The organism is Paraburkholderia sp. EG304, from assembly GCF_046543485.1.
Lineage (GTDB): Bacteria > Pseudomonadota > Gammaproteobacteria > Burkholderiales > Burkholderiaceae > Paraburkholderia > Paraburkholderia youngii.
The window spans coordinates 211,634-230,240 of the sequence record NZ_JBKGUA010000002.1; the positions used below are offsets into that span (position 1 = coordinate 211,634).

Consider the following 18,607-nt stretch of genomic DNA (forward strand, 5'->3'; position numbering starts at 1 on the left):
CTTGCTACCCGTTTGGCGCCACCGTGGCGCATGTAGCCTTCACTCATGATCGAAACAACCGATTCGCTGCGCGACTGTCTCGCGCCAGCGAAACTCAATCTCTTCCTGCACATCACCGGCCGTCGGCCGGATGGTTATCACACGCTGCAAACGGTCTTCCAGTTGCTCGACTGGGGTGACACGCTGCACTTCACACGACGCGATGACGGTCTCATCACGCGCCGCACCGAAATCGCCGACGTGCCGCCCGAGCATGACCTGACGGTACGGGCCGCGACGTTGCTGAAGTCGCATACGGGCTCTCGCGAAGGTGTCGATATCGAAATCGACAAGCGCCTGCCGATGGGCGCGGGCCTCGGTGGCGGCAGTTCCGACGCGGCGACGACGCTGCTCGCGCTCAATCGTCTGTGGAAGCTCGATCTGCGGCGTCAGGAGTTGCAGGATCTTGCGTTGAAGCTCGGCGCGGACGTGCCCTTCTTTGTATTTGGAAAAAATGCGTTCGCAGAGGGTGTCGGAGAATCATTAGACGTTGTACAATTGCCGCCGCGTCACTTTCTGGTAGTGACGCCGAGGGTGCAGGTTCCAACTGCAGCGATTTTTTCCGAAAAAGCGTTGACAAGAGATACAAAGCCTCTCATAATCACGGACTTTCCTGCAGAACACAGCTGCAACACCGATTGGCCAGAAAGCTTCGGTCGGAATGACATGCAGCAGGTTGTAGTAGGAAAGTACGCGGAAGTAGCGCAAGTGTTGCGGTGGTTTGAGAACATCGCGCCAGCGCGGATGTCCGGGTCGGGTGCCAGTGTTTTTGCAGCGTTCCGTAGCAAAGCTGAAGCAGAAGCGGCGCAAGCCAAGCTGCCCGGCGAATGGAACAGTGCAGTAGCCGCGGGCTTGGATCAGCATCCACTCTTTGCTTTCGCGTCATAAGTTTTGCATCGTCGAACGAAACTCCACGTTCAGCGGAGCTCAAAGTCAGTGTAGGGGAGTCGCCAAGCTGGTTAAGGCACCGGATTTTGATTCCGGCATGCAAAGGTTCGAATCCTTTCTCCCCTGCCAAAAAATTCTCGTGGTTCGCTGTAGTTCGCCGCAGTAATTCACATTCTCCCGCCCCCCAGCCTGAAGTAGGTGCATGATGAGCAGCCATGACGGCCTGATGGTTTTTACTGGCAACGCAAATCCCGCGCTTGCACAGGAAGTCGTCAAAAACCTCGGTATCCCCCTCGGCAAAGCAATGGTTAGCCGTTTCTCGGACGGTGAAATCCAGGTCGAGATTCAGGAAAACGTGCGCGGCAAGGATGTCTTCGTCCTGCAATCCACGTGCGCGCCGACTAACGATAATCTGATGGAACTGATGATCATGGTCGATGCGCTCAAGCGCGCATCCGCTGGCCGGATCACCGCAGCCATCCCCTACTTCGGTTATGCCCGCCAGGATCGTCGCCCGCGTTCGGCGCGTGTCGCCATCTCGGCGAAGGTCGTGGCGAACATGCTGGAAATCGCCGGCGTCGAGCGGATCATCACGATGGATCTGCACGCCGACCAGATTCAAGGCTTCTTCGACATCCCGGTCGACAACATCTACGCAACGCCCGTGCTGCTTGGCGATCTGCGCAAGCAGAACTACGACAACCTGATGGTTGTTTCGCCGGACGTCGGCGGTGTGGTCCGCGCCCGTGCATTGGCGAAGCAACTCAATTGCGATCTCGCGATCATTGACAAGCGTCGTCCGAAGGCGAATGTCGCCGAAGTGATGAACATCATCGGTGAAGTCGAAGGCCGCACCTGCGTGATCATGGACGACATGGTCGACACCGCAGGCACGCTGTGTAAGGCCGCGCAGGTTCTGAAGGAACGCGGCGCGAAGCAGGTATTCGCTTACGCCACCCACCCGGTTCTGTCGGGCGGCGCGGGCGAGCGTATCGCCGCCTCCGCACTCGACGAACTCGTAGTCACGGACACGATCCCGCTCGGCGAAGAAGCCCGTTCGTGCGCGAAGATCCGTTCGCTGACGAGCGCCGGTTTGTTGGCCGAAACGTTCTCCCGCATCCGCCGCGGCGATTCGGTGATGTCGCTGTTCGCTGAAAGTTAAGCATTTGCGAAGACGCCGCGTACCGCTTCATGCGACACGCGGCGTTTTTGCACAATCGGCATGAACGGACGAAGGTTCTTGCCGCTGTCCCGGGCCTCAGCCATTACGGCTTCGAGGCCCTGTTTTTACTGCCTGGTCGCGGGCAGTGCATTGGAGATTCAACATGAAAGTAGTCGCTTTCGAGCGTTCCCAGCAAGGTACGGGTGCGAGCCGCCGCCTGCGTAACTCGGGCAAGACCCCGGGTATCGTTTATGGCGCTGGTGCTGACACGCAACTGATCGAACTCGATCACAACGCCCTGTGGCACGCGCTGAAGAAAGAAGTTTTCCACTCGTCGATCCTCGATCTGGAAGTGGCAGGCAAGTCGCAACAGGTTCTGCTGCGCGACGTGCAATACCACCCGTTCCGTCAGCTCGTGCTGCACGTGGACTTCCAGCGCGTCGACGCGTCGAAGAAGCTGCACACCAAGGTGCCGCTGCACTTCCTGAACCAGGAAACCAACCCGGCAGTGAAGCTGTCGAGCGCGGTGATCTCGCACGTCATCAACGAAATCGAAATCGAGTGCCTGCCGTCGGCACTGCCGGAATTCATCGAAGTCGACCTCGCGAAGATCGAAGCCGGTCAATCGGTTCACGCGAAGGACATCCCGCTGCCGGCAGGTGTGGCGCTCGTCGCCCACGTCGACGCGGAAAACCCGGTGGTCGCTGCTGCAACGATCCCGGCTGGCGCCATCGCTGAAGACGCTGCTGCTGCTGAAGGCGGCGAAACGCCGGCTGCTTAAGAGCCTTTCGGTTCGAAGCAAGCAATCCTCTCGATCCGTTTCCGATGAAACGGTCGATGTGACCCGCCGAGGTTCGCCCTGGCGGGTTTTTTTTCGGCTTTTTTAGTCCGGAGCGTTTCACTTCCGGACCTGGTGGACTCACGCAATCATGATCAAGCTGATCGTCGGGCTCGGCAATCCGGGCGCCGAATACACCGCGACGCGTCACAATGCCGGCTTCTGGCTGGTCGATCAACTCGCGCGCGAGGCTGGCACAACGCTGCGCGACGAACGGCGCTTTCACGGCTTTTACGCGAAGGCGCGGTTGCATGGCGAGGAAGTGCATCTGCTCGAGCCGCAGACCTACATGAACCGTTCTGGTCAATCGGTCGTCGCGCTTGCGCAATTCTTCAAGATTCTTCCCGACGAGATACTCGTCGCGCACGACGAGCTCGACATGCCGCCCGGCAGCGTCAAGCTGAAGCTCGGCGGCGGCAGCGGCGGGCATAATGGCCTGAAGGACATCAGCGCGCATCTGTCGTCGCAGCAATACTGGCGGCTGCGGATCGGCATCGGCCATCCACGCGACCTGATCCCAGAAAGCGCGCGCGCTGGCGCGAAGCCGGACGTCGCGAACTATGTGCTGAAGCCGCCGCGGCGAGAAGAGCAAGAGGTCATCGACGCGTCGATCGAGCGCGCGCTCGCGGTGATGCCGCAGATCATCAAAGGCGAGCTCGAACGCGCAATGATGCAACTGCATCGCAACAACAGCTGACGCGCGCCACATCCATCGAAACCCGCAACCGCGAGGAGAATCGCTTGAGCCGCTACTGGAGCGACATCGTTCACCGTCTGACGCCGTACGTGCCGGGCGAGCAGCCCGCGCTCGCGCATCCGGTGAAGCTGAACACCAATGAGAATCCGTATCCGCCGTCGCCGCGCGTGCTCGACGCGATCCGCCGCGAGCTTGGCGATACGGCCGACACACTGCGCCGCTATCCCGATCCGAGCGCACGCAAGCTGCGCGAAACGGTCGCCGCGTATCACGGTATCCGCGCCGACCAGGTATTCGCGGGCAACGGCTCGGACGAAGTGCTCGCGCTGACATTTCAGGCCTTGCTGAAGCACGACAAGCCGCTGCTGTTTCCCGATATCACGTACAGCTTCTATCCAACCTACGCGAAGCTGTTCGAAGTCGACTACCGCACCGTCCCGCTCGATGGGAACTTCGCGATCAACGTCGACGACTACGCGGTGCCCAATGGCGCCATCCTGTTTCCGAATCCGAACGCGCCGACCGGCCGGCCGCTGCCGCTGGCGGAAATCGAACGCCTCGTCGCGAGCCATCCTGATTCGGTCGTGGTGATCGACGAAGCCTATGTCGACTTCGGCGCCGAGTCGGCGATTGCGCTGATCGACCGCTATCCGAATCTGCTCGTCGTGCAGACCGTGTCGAAGTCACGTTCGCTCGCCGGCATGCGCGTCGGCTTTGCGTTCGGCGATGCGGCGCTGATCGATGCGCTCAATCGCGTGAAGGACAGCTTCAATTCGTACCCGCTCGATCGCCTCGCGCAAGCCGCCGCCACCGCCGCGTACGAAGACGACGCGTGGTTTCGCGAATGCTGCGCGAAGGTGATCGCGAGCCGTGAACGGCTCGCGGCGGAATTGACCGCGCTCGGCTTCGAGGTGGTGCCGTCGGCCGCGAATCTGCTGTTTGCGCGGCATCAAGGGTACGACGCAGCGACGCTCGCGTCGCGGCTGCGGGAAAAGGAAATTTTCGTGCGGCACTTCAACGCACCGCGGATTGACCAGCATCTGCGGATCTCGGTCGGCACCGACGCCGAATGCGACATCCTGCTCGACGCGTTGCGGGGTATTTTCAGCGCTTACGTCGGATAAGGGAAACGCGGCCGCAAAAAAAACCGGCGAAGGCCTGCGGGCCTTCGCCGTTTTTTTTTGCCCGTCACCCGCGCACGTCAGGTGCCCTTGGCGGCCTGCAACGCGTGATATTTCGCCATCAAACCTTCGGGCGTTTCCAGGTGGTTTGGGTCACGCGGGATGCACTCGACCGGGCACACCTGGATGCACTGTGGCTCGTCGAAATGACCGACGCACTCGGTGCACTTCTTCGGATCGATCACATAGATTTCCGGACCCATCGAAATCGCGTCGTTCGGGCACTCGGGCTCGCAGACGTCGCAATTGATGCACTCGTCGGTAATCATCAGGGCCATGCTGCCACCAACTTTGCTAGATAAAACAATACATTATAGCTTTTTCGCCTCCGCACGGTCGTGCAATCCCGCGCCAGCATCATGGGCGACTGTGCTGCCTGGCTAGGTCGATTTGGTTGCCAACTGGTTCGCGTATGCGCTGTACAACGCCAACTGGATGCTGAACATGCCATTCGATATGCGGGAATTGCCGGGCTGTTTCGGCAACAAGGCCAGCAGCCACTTCATCACATAGAGCATGATCAGCGCGCCGGTCAGATCGCCCACGAACATCGTGAAGAAGCTCTCGAACCAGTTCTTCGTCGTACCGGTCAGCGCGAACCACAGGTGATGAAACAGCGGATTTGCCACCGAATAGGCGACAGCCAGAACGAGAAGCCGCTTCGGCGTCAGGTTCGTCAGCGATGCGCGCAGATCGTAATACTCGAGCGCAAATCGGTACACCAGATACGGCGCCAAAGACCCAAGCAAAGCGCCTGCTGTTGCACGCACCGGGTCATGCGGAAACCAGTAGAGAAAGTCGGTAATCAGTCCGGCAAGCAGCAGGCCAATCGCACCATCGAATCCAAGCAGCAACGTGCTGAGAAGCCGAACACCAGACGGCAGGTAAACCCAGTTGACTCCTCGCACGAAAGACGTGTGCGCGAACAGTTCCTGATTGATCCACAGTGACACCAGGAACGCGATCACAGTCCCAACGATCGACCAAAAATGCAAACGTAAGCTAGACATTGCGGTGAGCCATCCTCGGTTGCTTTTGCCGAAGGCATCATAGCGTGCATATATGGCATTTCGCGAGGACAGGCAGCAGGCTTTAGGTCAGCGTCATCGCGACGCTCACGGAAAAATTTCGCGGAGCCCTTAAGTTCGGAGCGATGCGACCGAAAACCCATGTATAGCTTTATGCCGGGCTCGACAAGAGTGTAGAGTCACGTCCATATCGATATGTTTTTTATAGCAATGAACCTGAGAGAGCAGACTGGAACGGAAAGCGCTAGCCGGTCGAACCAGTGGGCATCTGCACGCCGCCCCGTGGGCCGCGCGCCTGCTCCATGGCTCGCGCGCTATTCCGTCTTTCAGGACGCGTTGCTCGGCAGCGAAACAACGTTGGGGGCGCTTCCTCACTTCGTCAGGCGCGCCGCATTGGAAAGACTGGGGGACTCCAATTATTCGCGTGTGCCCACTTCCGTACTCGATGAAATCCGGGCTTCTTACCTGGAGCTTCGCAGCACACGCGTAGCGGAAGAAGTACGTCGATACCTGTCCGCCACCGAAGACGGTCTCCTGGCGTCACGCGAATCGTCGGACGCCCTTGAAATCCTCGCGGCGGGAATGCCGCGGATGCTGGTTCCGCCGGTCGCGCGCCCTCCGTGTCTGCTGAGTTCCGGCGAAGGAATATTCCTCGGGAGTTGGGCGCAGTTTGTCGCGTACTGGTGCCGGAAAGACCCGACGATTCCGCTACTCGCTGTCGATTGGCCGATCCTCTACGAGCACGTAGCACCGTACGGCCTTCGCCCCTGGTCGACGACCATAGGGCCATACGCACTCCGTAGAGAGGCGATATGAGCGTGTCGCCATCGCGCCCCTGAAGTGCCGTCAGCGCCCGCCCAAGCTAGACATGGAGATAAAATAAAGAGGCCCGGTTGCCGCTGGGCAGTATCAAAGGTTCGCTTTTCGCGCTCGGGTGAGCGGCGTTTTCGTTGGAGCGATGGTCATGACCCGCCCTGCTGATATCTATCTTCGATTTCTTCAATTGACCGAGGCACTGCGAGGTCTTCCCTCACTTCCCGCGCTCGATCCGCTCGAAGAAAAGATCCTGGAGTTCGTAGCTCGCATGAGGCAAAAAAACGAACGCCTGTCGGTTCGAGACATGATGGCCCAAAGCGCGCTCGGGTCTCCGGCCACCTTGCATGCCCGCATCACGTCAATGCGCGAAAAAGGCTGGCTCCTACTCAACGACACCGAAGATGCTCGCCGTAAACAGGTCGAGCTAACGCCCGCCGCCCTCCGACACTTCGACAAACTTGCCGAGGCATTCGCCAAGGCCGCGAAGGGTAGCTGACATTGCACTGCGTCGGTTAAATGATCCGTCAAAACCGGCCATTCGCGCGACTCTGGCTCACGCCCCCTGGGCACCGCCCTGCGGATCCAGCGACGCGACCTTCTCCTTCAGCCATTTTTCGACCGACGGAAATACGAACTTGCTGACGTCGCCGCCCAGTTGCGCGATCTCCCGCACGATCGTGCCCGAGATGAACTGATACTGATCGGACGGCGTCATGAACATCGTCTCGACGTCGGGCAGCAGATAGCGGTTCATGCCCGCCATCTGGAACTCGTACTCGAAGTCCGATACCGCGCGCAGACCCCTGACGATCACCCGTGCGTTGTTGCTCCGCACGAAGTCCTTCAGCAGCCCTTTGAAGCTCATCACCTGGACGTTCGGGTAGTGGCCGAGCACCTCGTGCGCGATCGCGAGGCGCTCCTGGAGAGTGAAAAACGGCTTCTTGGCACGGCTGTCGGCCACACCCACCACCAGCGTGTCGAAAATGCTCGACGCGCGCCGAACGAGGTCCTCGTGACCGCGCGTCAGCGGGTCGAACGTGCCCGGGTACACGGCGACTACCATGAGACTTCTCCTCTTTTCAGACAAAAGGGCACGTCCAAGCGACGCATTTGGCACCGGCGCGGATGACGATAAACCGCCCGGCCCTTTTTTGGAACGCGCATTATTCCTTATTTTCGCGCTGCAGCAAATGAAAGTGCACTGCGCCCGCCTTGCCCTGCCGCACGACCTCCCAGCCCGCGAGCGACTGATGAGCGGTCGGTTCGAGCGCTTCGCCGGCCTCGACATAAAGATAGCCGTCGGCGCGCACGAGCGGCACGGCCACCGCGAGCGCCTTGCCGAGCAGGTCGGCATCGAACGGTGGATCGAGGAACACGACGTCGAACGAGCCTGGCGCGAGGCTCGCCGCAAGACGCAGGCCGTCCGCCTCGGCAATTTCGATCACGTGTGCATCGAGCCGCTGCTGGTTCGCGCGCAATTGGCCGGCGGCGCGCGCATGACGCTCCACCATCAGCACGCGCGCCGCGCCGCGTGACGCGGCCTCGAAGCCGAACGCGCCGCTGCCGGCGAACAGATCGAGACAGTGCTGGCCGTCCAGGCGCTGGCCGAGCCAGTTGAACAGCGTTTCGCGGACGCGGTCGGGCGTCGGGCGCAAGCCGTCCAGATCGAGCACGGGCAGCGGCGTGCGTTTCCAGTCGCCGCCGATGATGCGAATGGCATGCGGCTTGCCGCCTTTGGACGAAGCGCCAGCGGCGCGTGAAGGTGCTAAACGAGGCATGCAGTATCGTGCAGTTTCAGCTAGGTGGTGAATATGCCCGCGACGCCGATGCGCGCGGGCCGGAGCGCCCACGTTACCACAGGGGCGGCGCGCGTCCAGCCTGGCCGACCGGCCAATACGACGCGCCGCGGCACGCCTGATAAAATGTGCGGCTGCCAGCGCCCGCCCTTTCGCATCCCGGCGCTGCCCACCGCTTCGCCGGTCCCGTGCCGGCTGCGCGCATCGTCGCGCTCTCCCATACGTCAGATCATGTTCAGCTTTTTCAAACGATTCAAGGGTTCGAAAGAGTCCGATACCGCCGCAGACGAAACGCTGGCGGCGCAAGACGACGCGACGCACGAGGCCGAGGTTGCGCCCGTCGAACCCGTCACGCCTACCGCGCCCCCCGCTCCGCCTGTGGTCACGACCATCATCGAGCCGGAGCCCGAACCGCAAGACGCCGACCTCGACAGCGTCGAAATCGTCCCGCCGCCCGTGCAGGACGCCGGCGCGAAGCGCTCGTGGCTCACGCGCCTGAAGAGCGGCCTCGCGAAAACCAGTTCGAACCTGACCGGCATCTTCGTCGGCACGAAGATCGACGAGGACTTGTACGAGGAACTCGAAACCGCGCTGCTGATGTCGGACGCCGGCGTCGAGGCGACCGAATTCCTGCTCGAATCGCTGCGCGAGAAAGTGCGCACCGAACGCCTGACGGACCCGCAGCAGGTCAAAACCGCATTGCGCGCGCTGCTCGTCGAGTTGCTGAAGCCGCTCGAAAAATCGCTAATGCTCGGCCGCGCGCAGCCACTCGTGATGATGATCGCCGGCGTCAACGGCGCGGGTAAAACCACCAGCATCGGCAAGCTCGCGAAGCATCTGCAGAGCTTTCACCAGTCGGTGTTGCTCGCCGCCGGCGACACCTTCCGCGCCGCCGCGCGCGAGCAGCTCGCCGTCTGGGGCCAGCGCAACAACGTGACCGTGGTCGCGCAGGAAAGCGGCGATCCGGCCGCTGTGATTTTCGATGCGGTCGGCGCCGCGCGCGCGCGCAAGATCGACGTGATGATGGCCGACACGGCCGGCCGCCTGCCCACGCAGCTGCATCTGATGGAAGAGCTGCGCAAGGTGAAGCGCGTGATCGGCAAGGCGCAGGACGGCGCGCCGCACGAAGTGCTGCTCGTGATCGACGCCAACACCGGACAGAACGCGCTCACGCAGGTCAAGGCGTTCGACGACGCGCTCGGCCTCACCGGCCTGATCGTCACCAAGCTCGACGGCACGGCGAAGGGTGGTATCCTCGCGGCGATCGCGCGGCAGCGGCCGATTCCGGTGTACTTCATCGGCGTCGGCGAAAAGGTCGAGGATCTGCAGCCGTTCAGCGCGGAGGAGTTTTCGGACGCGCTGCTGGGCGACTGATCGCGCGAACGTGTGAGCGCTGCGGCGCTCGCCGCTTGCGGCGAACAAAAGGAAAAGGGCACTCCACAGAGTGCCCTTTTTTCGTTTCGAGCGGCCGTCGCCGTGTCACGCGATCCCGCGCTCACTCCGCATCCGGCTGCACGCCCGGCGCGGCGCGCGCGAACGCATCGAGTTGCATCGCGTGGTCGTAGATGCGCTGGATCGTCGGAAACTTTGCGGTGTCGACCTTGAAGCGCTGTGCGTTGAAAACCTGCGGAATCAGGCACGCATCGGCGAGCGTCGGTGTGTCGCCGAAACACAGTTTGCCGGTGCGCGCCTCGCCGGCGAGATGCGCCTCCAGCGTCGCGAAGCCTGCATCGATCCAGTGCCGGTACCACGCGTCCTTCGCGTCGTCGTCGACTCGCAGCGTGTGCTTCAGATAGCGCAGCACGCGCAGATTGTTCAGCGGATGAATCTCGCACGCGACCTGCAGCGCCACCGAGCGCACATAGGCGCGATCGAGCGGCGCCTTCGGCAGCAGCGGCGGCTCCGGATGCGTCTCCTCGAGATACTCGATGATCGCGAGCGACTGCGGCAGCAAATGACTGCCGTCGGCGAGCGTCGGCACGATGCAGTCCGGGTTGATCTTGCGATACTCGGGCTTCAGCTGCTCGCCGCCTTCGCGCACGAGGTGCACGGGCACATAGTCGTACGACAGGTTCTTCACGTTCAGCGCAATGCGCACACGATACGACGCCGAGCTACGGAAATAGCTGTAGAGCTTCATGTTGTCTGCCTCCTCCACCTGCTCGCAAGCCGTCTCAGACGACGCGCACGCTGAACTCGCCGAGTCCGTCCACGCCGCCCTTCATCAGGTCACCCTTCACGACCGCGCCGACGCCTTCCGGCGTGCCGGTGAAAATCAGGTCGCCGGGCCGCAGTTCGAACAGCGTCGACAGATAGGCGATCGTCTCGGCCACCGACCAGATCAGTTGCGACACGTCCGCGCGCTGCTTGTCCTCGCCGTTCACCGAAAGCCAGATCGCGCCCTTGCCGATGTGACCAACTGCTGAAGCCGGATGGATCGGGCCCAACGGCGCCGAGTGATCGAAGCCCTTGGCGGTATCCCAGGGACGGCCCAGTTTCTTCGCTTCGCCTTGCAGGTCGCGACGCGTCATGTCGAGACCGAGCGCATAGCCGTAGACGTGGTCGAGCGCGCGCTCGACGGGGATGTCTTTGCCGCCCTCGCCGATCGCCGCGACCATTTCCATTTCGAAATGGACGTTCTTCGTCTGCGACGGATACGGGAATTCGCCGGTCGTGCCCGGCGCGACGTAGACGACCGCATCGGCCGGCTTCGAGAAGAAGAACGGCGGTTCGCGGTCCGGGTCGTGGCCCATTTCACGCGCATGCGCTTCGTAGTTGCGCCCCACGCAATAGATGCGGCGCACCGCGAACTGCTCGCTCGACCCGACGACCGGCACCGCGACCTGCGGTGCGGGTGCAAACACGTAACTCATCCCGTTCTCCGTTTTTCGATGGGCGCCGCCGAGGCGGCGAGAAAGATCGAGTGTAACGCGCGGCACGGCGCGGGTGCGTGTCAGACGGGCGGTCGCGCGTCATCGCGTGCCCGCTGCGCCGCTGTTCGCCCGCTCGCCATAGATGCGATACTCACACCGAATAGCTTCCCGAATGCCGTAGCCGACGCCCAAGCGCGGCACGCCACCCGCCCTCTGCGCACGATGACCGACTCGACCACTACGACTTCTCCCTTCCCCTGCGCCCGCTTCATCAAGGAAATCGGCCGCGGCCCGAACGGCGCCCGCGCGCTGACCGCCGACGACACCCGCGCGCTCTACACCGCGATGCTCGACGGCCGCGTCGCCGAGCTCGAGCTCGGCGCGGTGCTGCTCGCGTATCGCGTGAAAGGCGAAACCGCCGACGAACTCGCCGCGATGCTGGCCGCAGCGCATATGTCGTTCGAGCCGGTGCGGCTGCCGCACGGCGCGTTTCGGCCCGTGTCGATTCCGTCGTACAACGGCGCGCGCAAGCAGCCGAACCTCGTGCCGCTGCTTGCGCTGCTGCTCGCGCGCGAAGGCGTGCCGGTGCTCGTGCACGGCGTCACCGAAGATCCGGGTCGCGTGACGAGCGCGGAAATCTTCACGCATCTGCGCATCGCCCATGCGCAGTCGCACGCGCAGATCGAAGCGGGTCTCGCCGAGCGTCGCGTCGCGTTCGCGTCGATCGACGTACTCGCGCCCAAGCTCGCGCGCCTGCTCGCGCTGCGCCGGCGCATGGGTGTGCGCAACTCGACGCATACGCTGGTGAAGCTGCTGCAGCCATTCGCGCCCGCGGGGCTGCGGCTCGTGAATTACACGCATCCGCCGTATCGCGACAGCCTTACGCAGCTGTTCATCACGCATCCCGATGCGGCCGTCGGCGGTGCGCTGCTCGCGCGCGGCACCGAAGGCGAGGCGGTGGCAGATACGCGCCGCCAGGTGCAGGTCGACTGGCTGCATGACGGCATCTGCGAGACGCGGCTGCCGCACGAGCGCTCGTCGCCCGATGCGCCCGAAGTCGAGCTGCCCGAAGCGCGCGACGCCGCGACCACGGCCGCCTGGATCGACGCCGTGCTGCGCGGCGAAGCACCGGCGCCTGGCGCGATCGAACGTCAGGTCGAGCTGATCGTCGATATCGCGAAGACGGCGGCCTGACGGTCGCGGGTTGACAGGCCAGCACACGCCGTCATACATTTGGCCCCATGCGTCCCCTTCCGAACACCCTCCGAATTATCTCCGGCCGCCTAGCGCGGCCCCTATCGCTACGCCTGGCGTAAGTCACGCGTAGCGCCGCGCGCTGGCAGCTCCGGTTGCCGTCGGCGGTCCTCCCGGTAGTTCCCGCAGTTTCGCTTCACCCCGTCGTAGTTCTCCACAACCTTGTCGTCGTTTGTATTCGTCCGTTTACCGCGCGGACGAAGCGAGAGGATCAAATGCACGTTGCCTCGGGCATCCGCATCGTGCATGCGTGACAGTCGGCCAACCGCTCGACGTCCCAACCTCCGCCGACGACACCACGAATGAGGCACTTCACCATGTTGCGCAATCCCGCTGAAAAGTACCGCCCTTTTCCCGCCGTGCGCCTGACCGGTCGCAAGTGGCCGAGTCGCACGATCGACGCCGCGCCCGTCTGGATGAGCACCGACCTGCGCGACGGCAACCAGGCGCTGATCGAACCGATGAACGCCGCGCAGAAGCTCGAGTACTTCGAGATGCTGGTCGCCATCGGTTTCAAGGAAATCGAAGTGGGTTTTCCGTCGGCGTCGCAGACCGATTTCGACTTCGTGCGCAAGCTGATCGACGAGCGGCGCATTCCCGACGACGTCACGATCGAGGTCTTCGTGCCGTCGCGCGCGGAGCTGATCGCACGCACGTTCGATGCGCTCGACGGCGCTCCGCGCGCGATCGTGCATCTGTATAACGCGATCTGCCCGTCGTTCCGGCGCATCGTGTTTCAGCAATCGAAGGACGAGATCAAGGCGCTCGCAGTCGAAGGCACGCGCGTCATCAAGGAACATGCGCAGGCGCGGCCGGGCACACACTGGATCTTCCAGTACTCGCCCGAGACCTTCAACACGACCGAGCTGCCATTCGCGCGCGAGGTATGCGACGCGGTCGCGCAAATGTGGCGGCCGACGCGCCATCACAAGATGGTCGTCAACCTGCCGGCGAGCGTCGAAGCGGCCACGCCGAACGTATTCGCCGACCAGATCGAATGGATGCACCGCAACCTCGGCTACCGCGACAGCATTGTGCTGTCGGTGCATCCGCACAACGATCGCGGCACCGCGGTGGCCGCGGCGCAGCTCGCGCTGCTGGCGGGCGCGGATCGCATCGAAGGCTGTCTGTTCGGCAATGGCGAACGCACCGGCAACGTCGATCTCGTCACGCTCGCGATGAATCTCGACACGATGGGTATCGACAGCGGTCTGGATTTCTCGGATCTCGCGACGATCCGGCGTGTGGCGGAGCACTGCACGGGGCTTCCCGTGGCCGCGCGGCATCCATATGCGGGAGAAGTGGCGATGCGCGGCACACGCGAGCCGCGCGACGCAGATGCCGAGCGCGATGAATACGGCGCAAACAGCCGCGATAAAGCTGAGGATTGCGTAATCGCGTAAATCCGACTTGAGCTTGCGGCGGAGGAGTGCGCACCCCGCATTCCGCCGCCAGGATGGGCGCGCTCACGAGGCGCGCCCGCGCGATGAGAATCTCACTCCAGCGCGCAACGCGTCGCCTGCCATGCAATCAGCCGCCACTGGCCGTCTTCGTGCGTGTGGATCGCGGTATAAGCAATCGGGAACAGCAGCGCGCCGTTGTTCGCTTCCATCTCGATCAGCGCGCGGCCCGTGACCACGTAGGTTTCGCGCCCGGCCGGCAAAACTTCCTGCGACTGCACTTCGATTTGCCGATAACGACGGCGCCCCGCGGTGATCCCGTCGATGAACTGTCGCTTCGTCTCGCGTTTGCCGTTCGTATGGACGTAGCTCACGTTGTCCGCGAGCAGCGTGTCGAGCGACTGCCCGTCGCCGTCGACCATCGCGCGAAATCGCTCTCGCTCGAGCCCGCGAATCGCTTCGATCATCTTTGCCGCCATTGCAGAGCCCCTCGAACACCGCGAGCCACAAGGGGCCACGGTCAGAAGTGATATTGCAAATATAGCTGGCTGAAATTTATACCAGGATTCGGCTCTTTGATACCGCCATTGGAAACATGCTGGAAGCGGTAGCCGGCGGCATACTGCTGATGAGCGCCGAACTGCAGCCCAACGCCCGCCATCTCGGTGAACTGGAACGCGGTGCCCAACGTGAAGTCGGAAGAAATGCGCGGACTGGTCAGCAATCCGACACCGGCACCACCTCGATGAATGGCCGCACTGAACCCGACGACTTGACGAAGCGGATCACCGGCATCACGCCGATCTCGCCGATGTTGTCGTGAACGTTTCCTTCATTGGTGTGCCACCACGCGACGTGCGCCTCGCCGATCAGCGCGAAATGCCAGTCGCCGATCTGCCACCAGGTGAGGTTCGGGTCCCAGACCGCGCCGAGATCGAGCCTCTTGACGAGACGATCACCGACGCCGGCGGCCACTTGCACGCCGAACCGGTCAGCCTGGGACGCGCCCGCCGCACCCAGCAGCAGAACGGCCAACGCACTTTTTAGAGTAAGTCTACGGACCACAAGATTCTTCTTGTTCATTCGGCCCCCATACTGATGACTATTAAGCGAGCGCCCCCTTTATTCCAAGCATGGATTCCGGGGCAAGTATGTTCCAGTTAATGCGCCCGAACAGCAATTATTCTCCCTGAAACCGGACGACGTCAGTCGATCATGAGTCTGCAGCCGCCTCGAACGGTAATTTGTACAGGCTCAACACACAGCGCAAATAGAGCGTATGATGGCTATCAGAAGTCAAGATCCAATAGGATTTTCGGGAACTTGGATACCCCTGCGACCTCTAAGTATTAGCACTCGGCAGATCTGAGTGCTAACATCCATCGCTGGAGTCGTTTACTGAGTACGCTATTGTCTGATTCCAAAGGAGCTTCACACGTGAGCCATGCAATGACCCTTCCGAGTACTTTGAGCCCGTCGTCGGCTAAGGCCGCTCCGGCAGGTGCACTGGCGCTCTCGCATTCCTCGCTGCTGTCCGGTCAACTGGGCAACATCGACGCCTACATTCAGGCGGTCAACCGGATTCCAATGCTGACGCCGGCGGAAGAACGCCAGTTCGCCACCGAATTGCGCGAACACGACAATCTGGAGGCCGCACGCCGCCTCGTGCTGTCGCACCTGCGACTCGTCGTGTCGATCGCGCGTAACTACCTGGGTTACGGGTTGCCGCACGCCGACCTGATCCAGGAAGGCAACATCGGCCTGATGAAAGCGGTCAAGCGCTTCGATCCCGAGCAAAACGTACGCCTCGTGTCGTACGCGATGCACTGGATCAAGGCAGAGATCCACGAATACATCCTGCGCAACTGGCGCATGGTGAAGGTCGCCACGACCAAGGCGCAGCGCAAGCTGTTCTTCAACCTGCGCAGCCACAAGCAGGGCCTCGGCGCGTTCACGCCGGACGAGATCGAAGGTCTCGCGAAGGAACTGAACGTGAAGCGCGAAGAGGTCGCGGAGATGGAAACGCGTCTGTCGGGCGGCGATATCGCGCTCGAAGGTCAGGTCGAAGACGGTGAAGAGTCGTACGCGCCGATCGCCTACCTGGCCGACTCGCATAGCGAGCCGACCGCCGTGCTGGCTTCGCGTCAGCGCGACCGGCTGCAAAGCGACGGCATCGCAAGCGCGCTCGACGCGCTCGATCCGCGCAGCCGCCGCATCATCGAAGCGCGCTGGCTGAAGGTGGCCGACGACGGCTCGGGCGGCTCCACGCTGCACGAGCTGGCCGACGAGTTCGGCGTGTCGGCCGAGCGTATCCGGCAGATCGAAGCCAGCGCGATGAAGAAGATGCGCGGCGCGCTGACCGAATACGCGTAAATGCGTCGAAGCCATGCGCGCGTCGAATGTGTCCTGCCCAAGAGATCGGTAAAAGCGACGCACGGCAGCCGGTCGCGTACTATTTAGCGGCCATCGCGCTCGAGCCCCGCCCTCGCAAGACGGCGGGGCTTTTTCATTCCTTTCGCCCATTCGTGCGCCCCCCGGCCGGCGCGCATTCGCGTCGGCCTATCCCCAAGCCGGCCTGACGAGGCCGGTAAGCCTTTCTTGACGTATCGCAAGTCCGGTAGCAATACTGCACAGACGCGGCAAGTTTCGCGACCTGATGCCGCATGGCTAACTCTAAGCGCGCGAGGTTCCCCCTCCTACAATCGGCATGCATTCGCCAGACTGCCTGACGGCAAGGGCGGTCTGGATCCGGCCGGACTCTCCGGCGTGAAGTCGTCTTTCGACCGATCATGACCCTAGCCCTCAATCGCAGCAGCACTGTCCGGTCGCGCTTGTGCGGCGGGTTCACCAGGTGGGTGCGCGGTCCCACGCTGGCGCGCGATATTGCCATCATCCTCGCCATCAAGTTCGCTCTACTGCTGGCGCTCAAGTTCACATTCTTCAGTCATCCGCAGGCGGAGCACATGATGCTGCCGCCTCAGCAGGTCACGCAGGCGCTGCTGTCGGTGCCCGCCCCGCATCCGTCCGGAGGTGATCAACATGCCCGTTAGCGAAGTCGTAGAACTGTCGCGGCTCCAGTTCGCCATCACGGCGCTTTATCACTTTCTGTTCGTGCCGCTCACGCTCGGCCTCGCCTGGTTGCTCGTCATCATGGAGTCGGTCTACGTGATGACCGGCAAGCAGATCTACAAGGACATGACGCAGTTCTGGGGCAAGCTGTTCGGCATCAACTTTGCAATGGGCGTCGCGACCGGCCTCACGCTCGAGTTTCAGTTCGGCACCAACTGGGCCTATTACTCCCATTACGTCGGCGACATTTTCGGCGTGCCGCTCGCCGTCGAAGGACTGATGGCGTTCTTCCTCGAATCGACGTTCGTCGGTCTGTTCTTCTTCGGCTGGAACAGATTGTCGAAAGTGCAGCATCTGATCGTCACGTTCTGTGTCGCGCTCGGATCGAACCTGTCGGCGCTGTGGATTCTGGTTGCCAACGGCTGGATGAACAATCCGGTCGGCGCGAAGTTCAACTACCAGACGATGCGCATGGAGCTCGACAGCATCGGCGCGGTGATTTTCAACCCGGTCGCACAGGTGAAGTTCGTGCACACGGTGTCGGCCGGTTACGTGACCGCGGCGATGTTCGTCCTCGGTGTGTCGTCGTGGTATCTGTTGAAGCGCCGCGACACCGAATTCGCGCTGCGCTCGTTCGCGATCGCCGCCGGTTTCGGCCTCGCGTCGGCGCTGTGCGTGATCGTGCTCGGCGACGAATCCGGCTATCGCACAGGTGAAGTGCAGCAGGTCAAGCTCGCCGCGATCGAGTCCGAATGGGAGACCGCGCCCGCGCCCGCGCCGTTCACGGTATTCGGTATTCCCAACCAAAAGGAGCAGCGCACCGACTACGCGATCCGCGTGCCGTACGCGCTCGGCATCATCGCGACGCGCTCGCTGAGCGAACCCGTGGTCGGCCTGCGCGACCTGATCGCCGAAAACGAGGGGCGCATCAAGAACGGCATGCTCGCCTTCTCGGCGCTGCAGAAGTTGAAAGGCGGCGACTCGAGCGACGAAGCGCACGCCGCGTTCGACAAGTACAAGGACGATCTCGGATACGGCCTGCTGCTCAAGCGCTTCACGCCGAACGTCACTGATGCGACGCCAGAGCAGATCGCGGCCGCGGCAAAGAGCACGATTCCGCCAGTGTTGCCGCTGTTTTTCTCGTTCCGCATGATGGTCGGCCTGGGCCTGCTGTTCCTCGCGACCTTCGTGCTCGCGTTCTGGTTCTGCGCGCAGCGCACGCTGCTGCTCGAAAAGCGTCGCTGGTTCCTGCGCTGGGCGGTCATCGCGATTCCGCTGCCGTGGCTTGCCGCCGAACTCGGCTGGATCGTCGCGGAAATGGGCCGCCAGCCGTGGAGCATCGCGGGCATTCTGCCGACCAACCTGGCCGCATCGACGCTGACGCCGCGCGATCTGTATCTGAGCATCGCCGGCTTCGTGCTGTTCTACACGGGGCTGTTCGTCATCGAGATCATGCTGATGTTCAAGTACGCACGGCTCGGCCCTTCGTCGCTGCATACGGGCCGCTATCACCACGAGATCGAGCAGCAGGTGTCGCAGCCGCTGTCGAACACGGCCGCGTGACGC

General features: G+C 62.5%; 18 protein-coding genes, 1 tRNA gene and 2 pseudogenes. 13 read left to right on the forward strand and 8 right to left on the reverse strand.

What is annotated here, in order from left to right:
* The first annotated feature begins 45 nt into the window (after window positions 1–45).
* The 6 genes from ispE to hisC all read left to right on the forward strand — a co-directional run bounded on the left by ispE (window position 46) and on the right by hisC (window position 4,748).
* Complete coding sequence (gene ispE, locus ACLFKU_RS03565) at window positions 46–927, forward strand: 4-(cytidine 5'-diphospho)-2-C-methyl-D-erythritol kinase (RefSeq protein ID WP_410848183.1); 882 nt, start codon at window positions 46–48, stop codon at window positions 925–927.
* A gap of 52 nt (window positions 928–979) precedes the next feature.
* Window positions 980–1,056 (forward strand) — tRNA-Gln (locus ACLFKU_RS03570).
* 76 nt (window positions 1,057–1,132) lie between these two features.
* Entirely contained in the window at window positions 1,133–2,089 is a 957-nt protein-coding gene (locus ACLFKU_RS03575; RefSeq protein ID WP_008921698.1) for a ribose-phosphate pyrophosphokinase, read from the forward strand.
* 163 nt (window positions 2,090–2,252) lie between these two features.
* On the forward strand, window positions 2,253–2,870 hold the full coding sequence (locus ACLFKU_RS03580; RefSeq protein WP_013088318.1) for a 50S ribosomal protein L25/general stress protein Ctc: 618 nt from the start codon (window positions 2,253–2,255) through the stop codon (window positions 2,868–2,870).
* A gap of 148 nt (window positions 2,871–3,018) precedes the next feature.
* Entirely contained in the window at window positions 3,019–3,624 is a 606-nt protein-coding gene (pth, locus tag ACLFKU_RS03585; protein ID WP_368588485.1) for an aminoacyl-tRNA hydrolase, read from the forward strand.
* A gap of 44 nt (window positions 3,625–3,668) precedes the next feature.
* Window positions 3,669–4,748: a histidinol-phosphate transaminase gene (gene hisC / locus ACLFKU_RS03590; RefSeq protein ID WP_410848184.1), complete on the forward strand. Its 1,080-nt coding sequence runs from the start codon at window positions 3,669–3,671 to the stop codon at window positions 4,746–4,748.
* A 77-nt stretch (window positions 4,749–4,825) separates the two neighbouring features.
* Here hisC and ACLFKU_RS03595 read toward each other — a convergent pair whose 3' ends face one another.
* Window positions 4,826–5,083, reverse strand: coding sequence for a YfhL family 4Fe-4S dicluster ferredoxin (locus ACLFKU_RS03595; protein WP_090802933.1), 258 nt, complete (start codon window positions 5,081–5,083; stop codon window positions 4,826–4,828).
* A gap of 102 nt (window positions 5,084–5,185) precedes the next feature.
* Window positions 5,186–5,815 carry a hypothetical protein gene (locus ACLFKU_RS03600; protein WP_368584419.1) on the reverse strand — a complete coding sequence of 210 codons (630 nt, stop codon included), beginning with the start codon at window positions 5,813–5,815 and terminating at the stop codon, window positions 5,186–5,188.
* A gap of 982 nt (window positions 5,816–6,797) precedes the next feature.
* Between ACLFKU_RS03600 and ACLFKU_RS03605 the strand changes: the two genes are divergently transcribed.
* Window positions 6,798–7,145: a winged helix-turn-helix domain-containing protein gene (locus tag ACLFKU_RS03605; RefSeq protein WP_368584418.1), complete on the forward strand. Its 348-nt coding sequence runs from the start codon at window positions 6,798–6,800 to the stop codon at window positions 7,143–7,145.
* 57 nt (window positions 7,146–7,202) lie between these two features.
* On the opposite strand, the gene coaD is transcribed toward ACLFKU_RS03605, so the two are convergent.
* Window positions 7,203–7,712, reverse strand: a complete 510-nt coding sequence (gene coaD, locus ACLFKU_RS03610) for a pantetheine-phosphate adenylyltransferase (RefSeq protein ID WP_368584417.1) — start codon at window positions 7,710–7,712, stop codon at window positions 7,203–7,205.
* Window positions 7,713–7,812: 100 nt separating this feature from the next.
* A complete protein-coding gene (rsmD, locus tag ACLFKU_RS03615) occupies window positions 7,813–8,427 on the reverse strand; it encodes a 16S rRNA (guanine(966)-N(2))-methyltransferase RsmD (RefSeq protein ID WP_410848185.1) in 615 nt (204 codons plus the stop codon).
* A 249-nt stretch (window positions 8,428–8,676) separates the two neighbouring features.
* Here rsmD and ftsY point away from each other — a divergent pair, with 249 nt between their 5' ends.
* Window positions 8,677–9,819 (forward strand): signal recognition particle-docking protein FtsY, encoded by a 1,143-nt coding sequence (gene ftsY, locus ACLFKU_RS03620; RefSeq protein ID WP_410848186.1) that lies wholly within the window; start codon window positions 8,677–8,679, stop codon window positions 9,817–9,819.
* A gap of 121 nt (window positions 9,820–9,940) precedes the next feature.
* On the opposite strand, the gene maiA is transcribed toward ftsY, so the two are convergent.
* Both maiA and ACLFKU_RS03630 read right to left on the reverse strand, forming a co-directional pair.
* Window positions 9,941–10,585: a maleylacetoacetate isomerase gene (gene maiA, locus ACLFKU_RS03625; RefSeq protein WP_410848187.1), complete on the reverse strand. Its 645-nt coding sequence runs from the start codon at window positions 10,583–10,585 to the stop codon at window positions 9,941–9,943.
* A gap of 34 nt (window positions 10,586–10,619) precedes the next feature.
* Complete coding sequence (locus tag ACLFKU_RS03630) at window positions 10,620–11,318, reverse strand: fumarylacetoacetate hydrolase family protein (RefSeq protein ID WP_368584412.1); 699 nt, start codon at window positions 11,316–11,318, stop codon at window positions 10,620–10,622.
* 222 nt (window positions 11,319–11,540) lie between these two features.
* Between ACLFKU_RS03630 and ybiB the strand changes: the two genes are divergently transcribed.
* Window positions 11,541–12,512 carry a DNA-binding protein YbiB gene (gene ybiB, locus ACLFKU_RS03635; protein ID WP_410848188.1) on the forward strand — a complete coding sequence of 324 codons (972 nt, stop codon included), beginning with the start codon at window positions 11,541–11,543 and terminating at the stop codon, window positions 12,510–12,512.
* Window positions 12,513–12,889: 377 nt separating this feature from the next.
* A pseudogene (locus ACLFKU_RS03640) lies at window positions 12,890–13,876 on the forward strand (2-isopropylmalate synthase); the annotation flags it as partial.
* Window positions 13,877–14,067: 191 nt separating this feature from the next.
* Here ACLFKU_RS03640 and ACLFKU_RS03645 read toward each other — a convergent pair.
* Window positions 14,068–14,451: a nuclear transport factor 2 family protein gene (locus ACLFKU_RS03645; protein WP_013088304.1), complete on the reverse strand. Its 384-nt coding sequence runs from the start codon at window positions 14,449–14,451 to the stop codon at window positions 14,068–14,070.
* A gap of 41 nt (window positions 14,452–14,492) precedes the next feature.
* A pseudogene (locus ACLFKU_RS03650) lies at window positions 14,493–15,055 on the reverse strand (acyloxyacyl hydrolase).
* Between the two features lie 354 nt (window positions 15,056–15,409).
* Here ACLFKU_RS03650 and rpoH point away from each other — a divergent pair.
* From rpoH to ACLFKU_RS03665, 3 genes are all read left to right on the forward strand, one after another.
* Window positions 15,410–16,345 (forward strand): RNA polymerase sigma factor RpoH, encoded by a 936-nt coding sequence (gene rpoH, locus ACLFKU_RS03655; protein ID WP_368584409.1) that lies wholly within the window; start codon window positions 15,410–15,412, stop codon window positions 16,343–16,345.
* 416 nt (window positions 16,346–16,761) lie between these two features.
* Entirely contained in the window at window positions 16,762–17,022 is a 261-nt protein-coding gene (gene cydP, locus ACLFKU_RS03660) for a cytochrome oxidase putative small subunit CydP (RefSeq protein ID WP_368584408.1), read from the forward strand.
* Entirely contained in the window at window positions 17,012–18,604 is a 1,593-nt protein-coding gene (locus ACLFKU_RS03665; protein WP_368584407.1) for a cytochrome ubiquinol oxidase subunit I, read from the forward strand. Before cydP ends, ACLFKU_RS03665 begins: the two co-directional genes overlap by 11 nt.
* Window positions 18,605–18,607: the final 3 nt, after the last annotated feature.